Source organism: Stenotrophomonas sp. 59 (assembly GCF_030291095.1).
GTDB lineage: Bacteria > Pseudomonadota > Gammaproteobacteria > Xanthomonadales > Xanthomonadaceae > Stenotrophomonas > Stenotrophomonas maltophilia_Q.
This window is the reverse complement of sequence record NZ_CP127408.1, coordinates 4,448,770-4,464,491: the sequence shown is the minus strand read 5'-3', so window position 1 is coordinate 4,464,491 and position 15,722 is coordinate 4,448,770. Positions and strand designations below refer to the sequence as shown.

The window sequence follows — 15,722 nt, the reverse complement described above, 5'->3', positions numbered from 1 at the left end:
CTCGGCTCTACAATAGATCCCACATTTTCCAGGAACGCCCCCATGACCGAACCCACGCTGCACGTCACCGTGAAGTTGAACGCCCGGCTGCAGCCCGAGCATCGCCACGAACTGTTCGAGGACCCGCTCGACGCGCTGCTGCAGGCGGCCCAGGTGGGCGAGCTGACTGGCGGCGGCACCGCGGTGTCGGACCTGGGTGAGGTTGAGTACGGCGATATCGAAGTGGCGCTGATCGATGCGAGCGGCGTGCCGAAGCTGATCGATCTGCTGGAACAGCTGGGAGCGCCGAAGGGTTCGCAGCTGCAGGGCGCGGGTGAGGCCGACCGCAGCTTCGGCGTGACCGAGGGCCTGGGCATCTACCTGGATGGCTTGACCCTGCCGGATGAAGTCTACGAGCAGTGCGATTCGAACCACGTGTTCGAGCAGCTGTCCGAGAACATCGATGGCCTGGGCGAGATCTGCAGCTGGTGGCAGGGCCCGACCGAAACCGCGCTGTACATGTATGGCGAATCGTTCGAGGCGATGCGTGATGCGATCGCCGGATTCGTGGCCAGCTACCCGCTGTGCCAGAACGCACGCGTGGTGCAGATCGCCTGAGAAGGTCAACTGTAGAGCCGAGCCCATGCTCGGCTGCTTCTGACGGGAAAAGCAGCCGAGCATGGGCTCGGCTCTACAGAAGCGGGTTACTTGCCCGCTGCCTGGCGGGCGTTGTCACGCAGCGCCATGTCCTTGCCCAGATGATAGCCGCCGTAGAACAGCACGAAGGCGGCGATGAGGCTCCAAAGGATGATCCTGAGGGAGCTTCGTGGTGTCGGCTTGCTGTCCTGCATGTGCGTTCTCCCGGCGCGGCGCGGTGCCGCTGGTCCAGCATGCGCCGCGGCAAGGGGGCGGGCAAGCGGGTGGTGCGCACGGGTCGCTGCGCGGCGCCGGATTGATCCTGCTCAAGGCGCGGCCTGCACATCCGGTGTGCAATGGTGTCGTTCCCATCTGGCAGATCGCTACGGAGCCCCACCATGTACAAGCGCATCCTGATTGCCACCGACGGATCCGAGCTGGCCGACAAGGGCCTGGCCAAGGGCTTGGAGCTGGCCAAGGACCTCAACGCCGAGGTCGATATCGTGACTGTTTCCGAGCCGTGGGCCGTTGGCATGTACGACGCCATGGGCTGGAGCGTGGGCTACATGAACAGCCCCGAGTACAAGGCCGACCGCGAGGAAGGCGCGCAGAAGGTGCTGCAGCCGGCGCTGGCCAAGGCGGCCGAGCAGGGCATTACCGCCAACCCCGTGCATGTGCTGGACCGCTATGCGGCCGACGGCATCATCGAGACGGCGGGCGAGCGCAACAGCGATCTGATCGTGATGACCTCGCATGGCCGTCGCGGCGTGACCCGCGTGCTGCTGGGCAGCCAGACCGCGGAAGTGCTGGCGCGCAGCACCCTGCCGGTCCTGGTCATCCGCTGATCCACGCCCACTGATTCAAGCGTTCCCGGGGAGGGGACCCGACGCCGGCCGCAGGATGCGCGCCGGCGTCACCTTTTGTGGGCCCTGAGCGGCGCACATGCATTCAGATCGATCCATGTGCCGAAGCCATCGGCCATGCGCAGATGCGTCCGACGAACGGTTACGAACGGCACGCGTGGCCGTTCATTCTTTGTGGCATCCTCCGCGCGGGGTTGTTGAGGTGCACGCATGTCTGGGCAGTGGGCGGATCGCCTGCTGGATGCCAGCGCGTCCTGCTGCGCCTGTCTCTTTCATGCGCTCCGCCCGGGGACTGGCGGGTGCTGTCCGTTGTCTTGGACATCCGTAGTCATTGGAGGACACATTCGTGCCATTGAAACGATCGTCGTTCGCGCTGCTGCTGTCTGCGGCCCTGCCTGTAGCCGCTGCCGCGCAGCAGGCCGATGTGCCATCCACCGTTGACCAGCCCGGCATGGCCGTGCGCACCGGCAGCCAGACCCTGCAGGTACACGGTTTCCGCGCCAGCGACGTCGGGGACCATCCGCAACGTGGTATCACTCCTGCGCGGGTACAGGCGGTGCTGGATGCCTACTTCGCCCGTCTGGCGCACGGCGCGGACGTGATCGCACTGGACTTCGCCCAGTTGCAGGGGGCGGCGGATGCAGTGACGGCGGCCTATCGCAAGGCAGGCTTCCTGGTCAGCATTGCCTACCTGCCTCCGCAGAAACTCGATGCCGAAGGACGCATCGAAGTGCGCGTGCTGGAAGGTCGCATCGGCAAGGTGGTGGTGCAGGGGAACCAGCGCTATCGCACGCATACGCTCAGCAACGTCGCCGAGCGCCTGCGCGGGCAACCGTTGCGCCAGGCCGACATCGACAGCGCATTGCTGTACGCACGCGACCTGCCCGGGGTATCGGTGTCCTCGGTGCTGCAGCCTGGCGAGAACGTAGGTGAAACCGATCTTGTGCTGGTCGCGCGCGAAAGTGGCCGGCCGTACGAAATCAGTACAAGCGTGGACAACCACGGCACCGAGCTGAGCGGTCGCGGGCGCGCCCAGCTGGGCGTGACCTGGAACAGTCCGCTGGGTCTGGGCGATGTACTCGCGGCCAGTGGAACCTATGCGTTCGATCCGCAGGCCAGCCGCGCCGGCGCGCTGTCCTACAGCGTACCGCTGCAGGCAGTGCAGGGGCTGTCGGTGCTGGCCGGTGCCAATCGCAGTGAACTGGAAGTGGACGACGGCATCCTGCGCGGTTTCAAGCTGAAAGGGCCGGCGTCGCAGGCGTATACCGGCGCCGACTGGAAGTTCATCAACCGCCCCGATCTGCAGGTGACCAGTTCGGCGCGCTACATCCGCGAGAGCTCGCGCTTCGAGGCGCTGGGCCTGGTTCTGTCCAAGCAGAAGTACGACGTGGCCGAAGTGGGCGCAAGCCTGCGCCACAACGATGCACGCTGGCATGGCATCAACCTGGCGCAGCTGAGCGTGCGCCATTCGCTGCGTGATCGCTCGGCCGACTTCGATGCGATCAACCCGACCCGCGACAGCCGGTTCAACGTGGTGCGCCTGGGCCTGCTGCGCCTGCAGCATCTCAGCCGCAGCCAGCGCCTGCTGTTCAAGTTCAACGGCCAGTACAGCAACAACTCACTGCCGGCACTGGAGCAGTTCCAGGTGGGGGGCAACGACAGCGTGCGTGGCTACGCACAGGGCGAGACGCTGGGGGACCGTGGCTGGTATGCCGCGCTGGAGTACCACGTCGATGCGCCCGGCTTCGGCGATGTGGCTTCGCCGTTCCGTGGTGTGCCGTGGCGCGAGGTACTGGAACTGGATGTCTTCGCCGACCAGGCGCGGGTGTTCGACGTCGATGGACTGGAGGCACCGGCCGAACTGGCATCGGTGGGCATGGGCGCGACGTTCCGCCTGCGCCAGTGGAAGAACCTGGAACTGCGCGTGGCGGCCGCCAAGCCGACCAGCGCCCTGCGACCGGGTGACGGCCGCGATGTCCGCTTGTACGCGCGGCTTGGCCTGACCTTCTGAGGAGCGACCATGAACCGTATCTACCGACTCGTCTTCAACCCTTCGCTGGGCCAGGTCCAGGTCGCTGCGGAGTTCGCGCGCGGGCCACGCTACCGTGCCCCGCAACGGATGCGCAGTGCCCTGTGGCTGGCGCCATTGGCCGCAGCGATGCTGCTGACCGGCAGCCTGCAGGCCACGGCGCAGTCGCTGCCACAGAACGGCAACATCGTGGCCGGTTCGGCGTCGATCAACATCAACGGCAACGTGATGACGATCGACCAGACCAGCGCGGCCTCGCTCATCCAATGGGGCAGCTTCGACATCGGCGCGGCCAGCAAGGTCCAGTTCAACCAGGTCCGGGGCTCGCAGGCAACGGCGATCAACCTGGTCACAGGCAGCTCGGGCAGCCTCATCAGCGGTGAACTGTCGTCCATCGGCCAGGTGTTCCTGATCAACCCGGCCGGCATCACCTTCACTTCCGGCGCCAGCGTGAACGTCGGCGGCCTGCTGGCCAGCACACTGTCACCCGGAACGCCCGGGCTGCTGGATGCCAATGGCGTTTCGCCCGCCTTCCAGCTGGCGGGCGGCGGCACCGGCGCCGTGGTCAGCAACAACGGCGGGACCCTGAGTGCTGCTTCCGGCGGCATCAGTCTGATCGGCGGCGCGGTATCCAACACCGGCATCATCTCGGCGGCCAATGGCAACATCAACCTGGTCGCTGCAGGTGCCGCGATGGTCCTGAACGGCGTGTCGTCTTCGGGATTTCCGCAGCTGCTGTTCTTGCCGACGTCGGTCGGTACGTTCGCCGGCACCGGCATCAACAACAGCGGCGTCCTCAGTGCGCGCAGCATCAGCATGAATGCGCTGATGGGGCCTGGTCTTTCCAGCACCGGTATCAACGCCGGCGGCACCATCATCGCCAATGCCATCGACGCCGGAGATGGCAGCCTCACCATCCGCAGCTCGGCGCCGGTGGCACTCAGCAATGCGACCGTCACCGCTGGATCGGTGGCGGTGGCCGGTGCGAGCGTCGGTGGTCCGGTTGCGATCCAGATGGCCGACGGCAGCATCCAGGCCAGCACTGTCGCGTTCGATGGCGGGCCGTCCGGAAACGTGATGCTGGGCGGCGGCATCAAGGCCGACACGATCAGCATTGCGGCGAACAATGCCGTACAGACCGCCGGAGGCACGCTGGAGGGAGCGCTCAGCCTGGCCACCCAGGGCGGTGCGACCCTGGGGCAGAGTGGCAACCGCATCGGCAGCGTCGGTGGCAGCGTGGGCGCCGACCTGACATTGGCGACATCCACCGACCTGTCCAACGGCGGTGCGCTGTTGGTTGGTGGTTCCAGCGTGATCGAGGCAGGCGCCAGCAACATCACGCTGACCAATTCTGGAAACAGCTTCGGCAACGGGGTCAGTGCCCACGGCGGGGACATCACGCTGGCCAGCGGTGGCGTACTGGGGCTGGGCAACATCAACGCCCGCAGCCTGGCCGTGCAGGCCGGCAGCATTGATCTGGGCGGAACGGTGATCACCACCGGTGACCAGACCTACCAGTCCGCGGTGACACTGCGTGGCAATTCGGCGCTGCAGGGCAGCGCGATCCAGTTCAACGGCACGGTGGATGGAAGCTACCAGCTGGCCGTCGATTCCAGCGGCATGACCACCTTCTCCAGTGCTGTTGGCGGAAGCACTGCACTCCAGGGCCTGAGAGTCACCTCCGGTACTGGAACGCGCCTGTTCGGCGACATCACCACCATGGGCACGCTCGCATTCGATGGCGCGGTGCGCGTGTCCGGCGCGCGCAGTCTGTCATCGCTGGGTGGCAGCCTGCGTTTCGGCGGCACGCTCGATGGCGATGGCGGCACGTTGAACCTGAGCGCACGCCAGCTCACGCTGGGTGGAGCCGTCGGGGGAGCTGGGCCAGTGGGCCGCCTGTACGGCCACGCCGATACCATCAGCCTGGGCAGCCGCATTGCCAGCACTGGCGCGATCCTGCTGGAGGGCGACGTACGGCTGGATGGCAATACCCAGCTGATCAGCACCGGTGGCGGCGGCATCACCACCGATGGCATCTCCAGTAACACCACCGCTGGCTACAACCTGGTGATGAGTACCACCGGCCAGGTCCAGATCAACGGCAACATCAGCGCCGCCGATGTCAGCATCACCGGGCAGCTCTTCAATGGCCGCGGCATCGCCAGCAAGGGCAACCTCGATATCGACTCCGCACTGACCCTGGTCCAGATGGGCAGCTACCAGGTCGATGGGCGGGCACGCTTCAGGAGCCTGGGCGATATCACCCTGGCTGACGCAGGAAACCGCTTCAGCGGCGAGGTCAGCCTTTCGGGAAGGAGTGCGCAATTGCGAGCAGGTAATCTGCAGCTGGGCAATACCCTGCTGTCGGACAACCTGCAGCTGGATCTGAGCGGCTTCCTGCAGCAGGCTGCCGGCAGCGTGGTGGATATCGGAGGGACCACTCGCATCGATGCCGGTGGCTTCGTCAGCCTGGACCGGTTGGATGGCATGGGCCGACCCGTGAACCGGTTCGGTGGTGCGATGTCGCTGAAGGGCGGCAACAGCAACATCTACGCCAACGGCATGCTGGCGTTCTCCGATTTCGACGTGGGCAGCGTATGGGCGATCGCCGATACCGTGCGGCTTCCTGCCAGTGGCAGGAGCATCGGGCTGCAGTACTTCCAGGGCGATGCGGTACTGGGCGGTGACAGCGTGCTGGACAGCCAGCTGGGCCAGATCAACTTCCGCGGACGCATCGATGGGCCGCATGCGTTGACGCTCACGAGCGGACTCGAGGTGGTGTTTGCCGGTGACGTCGGCAGTCGCCAGGCGCTTGCCAGCCTGGGCATCAACGGTGCCGGTCCGCTCCAGCTCGGCGGCAACGTCACGACCAGCGGCTCGATCCAACTGGGCAACGTCAACCTGGCCGCGAGCACGCCGCGCTGGTTCAGCATCCGCAGCAACAATGGCAATGTGCGGGTGGGCCGCGTCGATGGGAGCAGTGACGGACTGAGCAGCCTGGCACTCGATGCACACGGCACGCTTGAACTGCAATCGGACGCGGGGACCTTGCCCGGTGCCTGGCTGAGCGATCTGCAGCTGAAGGGGGCGAGCGTGGTCACCAAGGCGATCCGCACGTCCGGTCGGCTTGACGTCACCAGCAGCTCCGGCTTCACCCAGGGCGGTGCCTTCACCATTGGTGGCGACGCCAGCTTCAGCGCAGGCCCCACCGGCAATCTGGTACTCGATGCCTATCCGAACACCTTCGGTGGCAAGGTTGCTCTGACGGGCGCCACAGTGCGCATCCAGGCGCTGTCGGGCCTGGCGCTGGACGGCATCGATACCACCACGCTGGAGGCCTACAGTGGCGGTGCGATGTCGCTTGCCAATGCCAACGTCGCTGCAGCTGCCAGTCTCAACGGTACATCGCTGCTGTTCGACGGCGCATCCATCGGTGGCCTGTTGCAGGCCACCGCGCGCACGGGCGACATCCGCCAGGGCAGCGGTGCGCTGGCCCTCGGCAACAACAGCGAGCTGCTGGCCGGCACCGATATCGTACTGGGCAATGCTGGCAACCAGCTGGGAAATGGTCTGCGGGCGGTGGGCCGCGATGTCACGCTGACCAGCAGTACAGCGCTGGATCTGCAGAACCTGCAGGCCATGCGCGATGTGCAGCTGAGTGGCAACGGCGTGCACCTGGGCACCACCTCCGTGCAAGGCACATTGCAGGTGGACAGCGCCGCTGCAATCACCCAGTCCGCCGCGCTGCAGGTGGCTGGCAACAGCCGCTTCCAGGCGGGCTTGGACATCACCCTGGACCAGTCCAGCAATCGTTTCGATGGCAGCGTCGCCCTGCAGGGTGCCAACGTTGCCGTTGCCACCAGCGGCGGCCTGTTGCTCGACAACGTTTCGACCTCCGGCAACCTGGACGCGCGCGCCGGCAGCGCCGGGGTGTCCCAGCAGGCGGCCATGCAGGTCGGCGGCCGCAGTGACGTGCGTACGCAGGGTGGCATCGCCCTTGATCGTGCCGACAACCGGTTCACCGGTGCGGTCGGGCTGGACGGCAACGGCGTTGACCTGCGCGCGGCGGGTGATCTGCAGGTTGATCGCCTGAACAACAGCGGCCAGTCCGACGTGCGCCTGCGTGCCGGGGGAAACTTGCAGCTGCAGGGCGTGACGGCGGACAGCCTGGTGGCACGCAGCGGTGGTCGCTTGACCCTGGACGGGGCCAGCATCGCCGGCAACGCGACGCTGCAGGGACAGCAACTGCACTTCGGCACGACCTATGTGGGCGGCAACCTGCAGGCCGCGGGCAGCAGCGGCATCGACCAGCAGGGCACGCTGCGCGTGGATGGCAGCACGGACCTGCGCAGCAATGCGGCCATCGTACTGGCCCTGTCCGGCAATGACCTGCGTGGCGCAGTGTCACTAGCCGGCGCCGGCATCGACCTTGCCAGCGTGGGCGACCTGCGCATCGGTTCGCTCGACAACCGCAGTGCGGCGGTGCGCCTGCAGGCCGGTGGCGCACTGTCGCTGCCCGCGACCCTCATCGATGCCGGCAGTGGCGACCTGCAGCTGCTGGCCGGCGGTGCGGTGCAGCTGCCGGGGGCGCTGCACGGAAACAACATCACCGTGCGCAGTGGCCAGGATCTGCAGCTCGGCCAGGACGTGCTGGCCGCCGGCGTTCTGCAGCTGGGCAGTGGTGGCGCGATTACCCAGAGTGGTGGCGTGCTGGCCGCGCAGCGCCTGCAGGGCAGTGCCGGTGGCAAGGCCAGCCTGCGGGGCGACAACCGCATTGCCACGCTCGGCGACTTCAACAGCCAGGGTCTGGAACTGCAGACCCTGCAGGGCCTGCAGGTGACCGGCAACGTGCAGGCTGGCGCGCAGGCCCTGCTCGACGTGCGCGGTGGTGATCTGCTGATCGATGGCAGCCTGCAGGCTGGGCAGCTGCGCCTGCAGTCGGCGGGTGCGATCCACGCCAGCGCCGCCGGCCGCCTGCTGGCCGACCAGCTCAGCGGACGCGCGGCTGGCCCGACGACGCTGGGTGATGCCTCGTTGTTCGTGGCCAATGCCATCGGCACCTTGGGCGACTTTGAGTCGGCTGCAGGCTTCAGCCTGACCAATGCCCGCACCCTGACCCTGGCGACGCTCAACGGCAGCGCATTCAGCGTCGACGCCGGCAGCAACGCGTTCTATCTGAAGGTCCGGGACGGTGACATCCTCCAGTCGGGTACCACGCCGGTGCTGGCCGGCAGCAGTCGTTGGTGGTCGAGCGGCGGTATCGGCACTCAGCCTGCGCCGATCCATCTGACCAGCACCCACAGATCGTATGAGGTCGATTTCGTCGGCCGCGCGCCGGCCTATTTCCATGCCGTGGGCCTGGATGGCCGTCCCCTGACCGCAGGCGATGGTCCTGATCCTGAAGCGTTGCGGTCCGGCGTGCGCGCACAGGGCGCGGTGCTGCCGCGGGCGGTCCGAGTCGATGCATCTGCCGCCGCCATCGAGCAGCAGGCCATTGGCATCACCCACCCCGGAATCCGGTTGCCGGGAGGCCTGTCACGGGCCTGCGACGGCGACGCGGCCGATTGCGTGCAATGACCCGTTGAGCAGGGGCGGAGTGCTGCCACTCCGCCCGTCTCGAAGCCGCTCACATCACCAGCTGTACAGCTTCCAGTACACCGGCGACACGCCGTCCTTGTCGTTGTCGAAACGGCCGTCGCCGTTCTTGTCGTACATGTAGAACGGAGCACCGCGCGACGGCGTCACCTTGACCATGCGCAGCTGGCCGGACACGCGGTATTCCTCGATGACATCGCCGTTGTCCATGGTCCGCTTGGAGACATCGGCGCCCTTGACGTCCACCGGGGGAGCACCTGCGCCACCCATGCTGGCGCAGCCAGCGAGCAGGAGCAGGGAAGCCAGCATCAGGGTCTTCATCGGCGGGGGCCTTTGCCTGGATAGAGCCTTGATTATGCCCCATCGCCGGGTGCGTGCCGTGTCGTCGCGGTGCAGGCACGGGCGCGTAGAATCGACCCATGAGCAGATTAGTCCTGATCGACGGGTCCAGTTACCTGTACCGCGCGTTCCACGCGCTGCCGCCCCTGTCCAATGCACAGGGCGAACCCACCGGCGCGCTGTTCGGCGTGGTCAACATGCTGCGCTCGACGCTGAAGGAGCGCCCGGCCTATGTAGCGTTCGTGGTCGATGCGCCCGGCAAGACCTTCCGTGACGACCTGTACGACCAGTACAAGGCCAACCGCCCGCCGATGCCCGATGAACTGCGCAGCCAGGTCGAGCCGATGTGCCGCATCGTCGAAGCGCTGGGCATCAGCATCCTGCGCATTCCCGGCGTGGAAGCCGACGATGTGATCGGCACGCTGGCGCTGCAGGGTCTGGCGCAGGACCTGAAGGTGACCATCTCCACCGGCGACAAGGATTTCGCCCAGCTGGTGCGCCCGGGTATCGAACTGGTCAACACCATGACCGGCAGCCGCATGGATTCGGACGCGGCGGTGATGGACAAGTTCGGCGTGCGCGCCGACCAGATCATCGACCTGCTGGCGCTGATGGGCGACACCGTCGACAACGTGCCGGGCGTGGAGAAGTGCGGGCCGAAGACCGCCGCCAAGTGGCTGGCCGAGTACCAGCACCTGGACGGCGTGATGGCGGCCGCGCCGACCATGAAGGGCAAGATCGGCGAGAACCTGCGCGCCGCGCTGGAACGCCTGCCGCTGAACCGCGAGCTGGTGACCATCCGCACCGACGTGGAGCTGGACGCCGCCCCGACCACGCTGGCCCTGCGCGAGCAGGACGTGCCTGAGCTGACCGAGCTGTATACGCGTTACGGCTTCACCCAGGCGCTGAAGGAGCTGGGTGCGCCGCTGTCGGCGCCAACTGCCGCCAGCGACGCCACTCCAAGCCTGCGCGGCACCGCTGCCGGTTTCGCGCGTGGCAGTGCCGAGGCGCCGGCTGCCGGCACGCTGGATCCGGCGCTGTCCGCGCCGGGTGAATACGAGACCGTGCTGACCAGCGAGCAGCTGCAGGCCTGGGTGGAGCGCCTGCAGCAGGCCGACCTGATCAGCTTCGACACCGAAACCGATGCGCTGGACGCGATGCGTGCGCGCCTGGTCGGCATCAGCCTGGCGGTCGAGCCGGGCAAGGCCGCCTACATTCCGGTCGGCCACGATTACCCGGGGGCGCCGGCCCAGCTGCCGCTCCAGCAGGTGCTGGACGCGCTGCGCCCGGTGCTGCAGGACCCGGCGAAGAAGAAGCTGGGGCAGCACGGCAAGTACGATCTGCACGTGCTGCGCCGCCACGGCGTCGACGTGCAGGGCTACCACGACGACACCATGCTCGAGAGCTTCGTGCTCAATTCCACCGCCACCCGCCACGACATGGATTCGCTGGCGCTGCGTTACCTGGGCTACAGCACCATCAAGTTCGAGGACGTGGCCGGCAAGGGCGCCAAGCAGATTCCGTTCTCGCAGGTGGGCATCGACGAGGCCAGCCGCTACGCAGCCGAGGACGCCGACATCACCCTGCGCCTGCACCGCGCGCTGCAGCCACAGCTGCTGGCCGAGCCGGCGCTGGACAGCGTGTACCGCGACATCGAGATGCCGCTGGTGCCGGTGCTGACCACGATTGAAGCCAACGGCGTGCGCATCGACACCGACGAGTTGCGCCGGCAGAGCCAGGACCTGTCCTCGCGCATGCTGGCCGCGCAGCAGAAGGCCACCGAACTGGCCGGCCGCAGCTTCAACCTGGATTCGCCCAAGCAGCTGCAGGCGGTGCTGTTCGATGAGCTGAAGCTGCCGGCGGTGGTGAAGACCCCCAAGGGCCAGCCCAGCACCAACGAAGAGGCGCTGGAGGCGATTGCCGACCAGCACGAGCTGCCGCGGGTGATCCTCGACTACCGCGGCCTGGCCAAGCTGCGCAGCACCTACACCGACAAGCTGCCGGAGATGGTCAACCCTGACACTGGCCGCGTGCACACCAGCTATCACCAGTCCGGTGCCGCCACCGGCCGCCTGTCCTCGTCGGACCCGAACCTGCAGAACATCCCGATCCGCACCGAGGACGGCCGCCGCATCCGCCGCGCGTTCATCGCCCCGGAGGGCTTCCAGCTGCTGGCCGCCGACTACTCGCAGATCGAGCTGCGGATCATGGCCCACCTGTCCGAGGACCCGGGCCTGGTGCGTGCCTTCGAGCAGGGCGCCGACGTGCACCGTGCCACCGCCGCCGAGGTGTTCGGGCGCACCCTGGAAGAAGTGACGCCGAACGAGCGTCGTGCCGCCAAGGCGATCAACTTCGGCCTGATGTACGGCATGAGCGCCTTCGGCCTGGCCCGCAACCTGGGCATCGACCGTGGCCAGGCACAGGACTACGTGGCGCTGTACTTCAGCCGCTACCCGGGCGTGCGTGACTTCATGGAGCGGATGCGCCAGCAGGCCCGCGACCAGGGCTATGTGGAGACCCTGTTCGGTCGCCGCCTGTACCTGAACGACATTCATGCACGTAACCAGGGCCTGCGCGCCGGTGCCGAGCGTGCCGCGATCAACGCGCCGATGCAGGGCACCGCCGCCGACATCATCAAGCGGGCGATGGTGGACGTGGACCAGTGGCTACGTGACAGCGGCGCACCGGCGCGGATGATCCTGCAGGTGCACGATGAACTGGTCTTCGAAACCGAAAGCAGTTTCGTCGAGGAGTTGCGTTTGCAGGTGGTCGAGCGCATGTCGCAAGCGGCCAAACTGCGGGTGCCGCTGGTGGTCGATACCGGCGTCGGCAACAACTGGGACGAAGCGCACTGAGGGTGTTTCAGGCCGAAAACGACGTGAATTCGTTCATTCGTCAGAGGTTTCTGACTCGATCATGAATGTTGCCCTGATCGAGGTTCATTAAATTGGGCCCCTTCACGAACCGTTAGTGTTCGGAGTGCTTCTATAACTCTCGACAGGCGCAACGCCTGTTGTGGATCTCTCCCATCCCCTGGAGCAGATCTCGGAACGGGGACTCCTCCCCAAGTGCCCGTTCCCCGGCCCCGTTGACCTCCCCCTGGTCAGCGGGGCTTTTTATTTGTGCCGCCGGAACACTTCGCATGGGGTCAGATCCCTTTGCCCGATGGACAAAGGGATCTGACCCCAGGTGCTAGGCTGGGCAACCGTCACGCAGGGGAACCCGCAATGCCCGATCTGTTCGCACTGGCGATGCCATGGTGGGAGTTCATCCTGCGTGCGGTGGTGGTCTATGTCGTGGTGCTGGGCATGGTCCGGCTCAGCGGCAAGCGCCCGCTCGGGCAGATCACCCCGTTCGACGTGCTGCTGGTGGTGCTGCTGGGCAATGCGGTGCAGAACGCGCTGCTGGGCACCGACACCTCGCTGGGCGGCGGCCTGTTGCTGGCGGCCACCCTGATCCTGCTCAACTACGGGGTGGGCTGGGTAAGTACCCGCAGCCGGCGGATCGAACGACTGGTGGAAGGAGAACCGGTGGTGATCGCGCGTGATGGGCGCCTGTTTGATGCCGTTCTGCGCCGCGAGCAGGTCACCCGTTCTGATTTCGAGGCCGCCATGCGCCAGCAGGGTTGCCTCGGCGTGGAGGATGTCGAGCTGGCCCTGCTGGAGATCAACGGGCACATCACGATCATCCCCAGGAAGAGCACCTGATTTGTAGAGCCGGGTCCATGCCCGGCTCCACTGGTGTCGGGCGTCAGGGCGCGGCTTCGGCCTTCAGTGCCGGCCAGTTGCGGGTGGCGTCCACATCACAGGCCACGTGCGTGCCCTTGCCATCCTTCGCGCAGATCGCAGCCATGGCCTGCGGAATCTTCGGGTCTGCGGTGTGCGAATACACCGCTGCCAATGCCAGGCACCCTTCGCGCACGCCCGCGCCGCACAGCGTCTCGAAGTAGGGCAGCGACGCGGCCCATTTTTCGGACTCGAACAGCGCTTCGCCGGCCACCTTGCAGCCGAGCAGCTTGCCATCGGTGCAGCAGGCCTTGGCGCCGTCCTTGCGGGCCAGGGTCGGGCAATCCAGCGGCAGCGGGATCTCCACGAAGGCCACCGGCGGCGTGCAGGTGGCATTGCCTGTGGCGGGCTTGCGCTCGTAATAGGCGAAGCGGTTGCCGCCGTCGACGCTGGCCAGGTTTCCGTTCTTCAGCGGCTGCAGTACGAAGTCGCTGCCGGCATCGCGACGGATGAAGATACGGCCGTCCTGCAGGCGCGCGCGCAGGCGCTGGCCGCGACCCTCGGCCTCAACCAGGCCGCCATCGAGGAAGCGCAGCTGCGAGAGGACGCCGTACTCGGCTTCAAAGCTGCCACAGGGCAGTGCGGTGGCCGGTACCGGGGCCAGTGCAGCGGCCGGTGCAGCGGCCAGGCTGGCAAGTGCCTTGGCGCGGCCGCAGGCCACGCCGTCCGCGCGCTGCGCACACGACAGCTGCAGCGCTTCATGGGCCTGCGAAAGGCGCCCGCCGCTCCACAGCACCTCGGCGACGTCGGCGCAGAAGGTCTCGCCGTGCTGCTGCCGGCACAGTACGGCCAGCTCATCGAGCTGCGCAGACGGCAACGCAGGGTCGACCGAATGCTGCAGCCCGAGCAGGGACTTGCCGATCATCTCCAGCCCGACCACCTCGGCGATCGCCCTGCAGCCCTCGGCGTTGAAGGACGCGGAATCCTCCATGCAGATCTCCGGCTTCGGCGGTTCGGCTCGTGCAGGCGCCGGGGCTGCGTCCTTGGCCTGCTGCTGGTAGGTCTCCATCAACCGCATGCAGGCTGCACCCACACCCTCGGCACACCAGGCGTGCAGTTTCACGGGGGCAGCCTCCGGCAGCGCCTCCAGGCACTCGGAGGTGTTCATCACGCAACCGTCTTCGACAGGCTCCGGCATCGTCTTGCAGGCGGTGGCGTGCTCACGGGTGAACTCGCGATAGGGCGTGCTGATCGTGCGGTCGCTGTCCGAGAAGTACCAGTTCTCAAGCTGGCCCGTGGACAGGTTGCCGGTACCCAGCACGTCTTCCTGGCGGGCGATGCGCAGCTCCTCGGTCGCCTGGTAGGGACCGGACAGGAAGCCGTGGCCTTCGCTCTCGAGGGTCAGCGTGATGTTGCCGCTGCTGTCCTTGTAGGTGCCGCAGGCCATCGACTGTGCGGCGGCCGGCAGGCTGGCCGAGGCCAGTGCGAGCAACAGCAGGGAGCGCCAACCCGTGACGCGGGGGCGAAGGGAAACAGCAGGGAACATGGGTTCGTCCTTGAGGGAAATGGAACGGGTCCTGGCCGAAGCGCAGCGCAGGCCAGGGAAGGTGCCACGCGTCAGGCGTGGCGCCGGAAGATCAGACCCAGTCGCGTGGTACCAGGTAATCGGCCAGGCGCGATTCGGCGCTGCCGGGTTCCGGCGAGAAGCCGTACTCCCAGCGCACCCGCGGCGGCAGGCTCATCAGGATGCTCTCGCTGCGGCCGCCGCTCTGCAGGCCGAACAGCGTGCCGCGGTCATAGACCAGGTTGAACTCCACGTAGCGGCCGCGGCGGTACAGCTGGAACTCGCGCTCGCGTTCGCCGTATGCGGTGTCCTTGCGCTGCTGCACGATCGGCAGGTAGGCATCGAGGAAGCCATCACCGACCGCCCGCAGGTAATCGAAATCGGGTTCGAAGTCGCCGTGCAGGTCGTCGAAGAACAGCCCGCCGACGCCGCGTGTTTCATTGCGGTGGCGTAGGAAGAAGTACTCATCACACCAGCGCTTGTGCGCGGCATAGCGTTCGTCGCCGAACGGCGCGCACAGATCGCGTGCGACCCGGTGCCAGTGCTGCACGTCCTCGTCGAACGGATAGAACGGCGTCAGGTCGAAGCCGCCGCCGAACCAGCTGGCCACCACTTCACCGTCGCGCTGCGCCTGGAAGAAGCGCACGTTGGCGTGGGTGGTCGGCACGTAGGGGTTGAGCGGGTGGAACACCAGCGACACGCCGGTGGCGCGCCAGGAGGCGCCGGCCAGTTCTGGGCGGTTGGCCGAGGCCGACGGCGGCAGGCGGCTGCCGGACACATCGGAAAAGCCGATACCGGCCTGCTCGAACACCGCGCCGTCGCGCAGCACACGGGTGCGCCCACCACCGCCCTCGGCACGCTGCCACAGGTCTTCCTGGAAGCGGGCCTGGCCATCGGCGGCCTCTATCGCCGCACAGATGCGGTCCTGCAGGTCGGTGAGGTAGGCGCGCACGCGCTCGAATTCGTTCATGGCGCGTACTTTACCGCAGGGC

The 15,722-nt window shown here is 67.0% G+C and carries 10 protein-coding genes; 6 read left to right on the top strand and 4 right to left on the bottom strand.

What is annotated here, in order from left to right:
• Positions 1-42 precede the first annotated feature (42 nt).
• Positions 43-597: a hypothetical protein gene (locus tag QP552_RS20390; RefSeq protein WP_286074539.1), complete on the top strand. Its 555-nt coding sequence runs from the start codon at positions 43-45 to the stop codon at positions 595-597.
• A gap of 86 nt (positions 598-683) precedes the next feature.
• Here the strand turns inward: QP552_RS20390 and QP552_RS20385 are convergent, their stop codons facing one another.
• Complete coding sequence (locus tag QP552_RS20385; protein WP_181454000.1) at positions 684-830, bottom strand: hypothetical protein; 147 nt, start codon at positions 828-830, stop codon at positions 684-686.
• A 183-nt stretch (positions 831-1,013) separates the two neighbouring features.
• Between QP552_RS20385 and QP552_RS20380 the strand changes: the two genes are divergently transcribed.
• The 3 genes from QP552_RS20380 (at position 1,014) to QP552_RS20370 (ending at position 9,084) form a co-directional block, all read left to right on the top strand.
• Positions 1,014-1,460, top strand: a complete 447-nt coding sequence (locus tag QP552_RS20380) for a universal stress protein (RefSeq protein WP_005411629.1) — start codon at positions 1,014-1,016, stop codon at positions 1,458-1,460.
• Between the two features lie 469 nt (positions 1,461-1,929).
• Positions 1,930-3,489 carry a ShlB/FhaC/HecB family hemolysin secretion/activation protein gene (locus tag QP552_RS20375; protein ID WP_286075953.1) on the top strand — a complete coding sequence of 520 codons (1,560 nt, stop codon included), beginning with the start codon at positions 1,930-1,932 and terminating at the stop codon, positions 3,487-3,489.
• Positions 3,490-3,498: 9 nt separating this feature from the next.
• Complete coding sequence (locus tag QP552_RS20370; RefSeq protein ID WP_286074538.1) at positions 3,499-9,084, top strand: filamentous hemagglutinin N-terminal domain-containing protein; 5,586 nt, start codon at positions 3,499-3,501, stop codon at positions 9,082-9,084.
• Positions 9,085-9,138: 54 nt separating this feature from the next.
• Here QP552_RS20370 and QP552_RS20365 read toward each other — a convergent pair whose 3' ends face one another.
• Entirely contained in the window at positions 9,139-9,423 is a 285-nt protein-coding gene (locus tag QP552_RS20365; protein WP_005411628.1) for a DUF2782 domain-containing protein, read from the bottom strand.
• 98 nt (positions 9,424-9,521) lie between these two features.
• Between QP552_RS20365 and polA the strand changes: the two genes are divergently transcribed.
• Positions 9,522-12,296 (top strand): DNA polymerase I, encoded by a 2,775-nt coding sequence (gene polA / locus QP552_RS20360; RefSeq protein ID WP_286074537.1) that lies wholly within the window; start codon positions 9,522-9,524, stop codon positions 12,294-12,296.
• 372 nt (positions 12,297-12,668) lie between these two features.
• On the top strand, positions 12,669-13,148 hold the full coding sequence (locus QP552_RS20355) for a YetF domain-containing protein (protein ID WP_106549994.1): 480 nt from the start codon (positions 12,669-12,671) through the stop codon (positions 13,146-13,148).
• Positions 13,149-13,191: 43 nt separating this feature from the next.
• On the opposite strand, the gene QP552_RS20350 is transcribed toward QP552_RS20355, so the two are convergent.
• Both QP552_RS20350 and hemF read right to left on the bottom strand, forming a co-directional pair.
• The gene (locus QP552_RS20350; protein WP_286074535.1) at positions 13,192-14,712 is read right to left on the bottom strand and encodes a hypothetical protein; all 1,521 of its coding nucleotides are present in this window, start codon (positions 14,710-14,712) and stop codon (positions 13,192-13,194) included.
• Between the two features lie 91 nt (positions 14,713-14,803).
• On the bottom strand, positions 14,804-15,700 hold the full coding sequence (gene hemF, locus QP552_RS20345; RefSeq protein ID WP_286074533.1) for an oxygen-dependent coproporphyrinogen oxidase: 897 nt from the start codon (positions 15,698-15,700) through the stop codon (positions 14,804-14,806).
• Between the last annotated feature and the right edge of the window lie 22 nt (positions 15,701-15,722).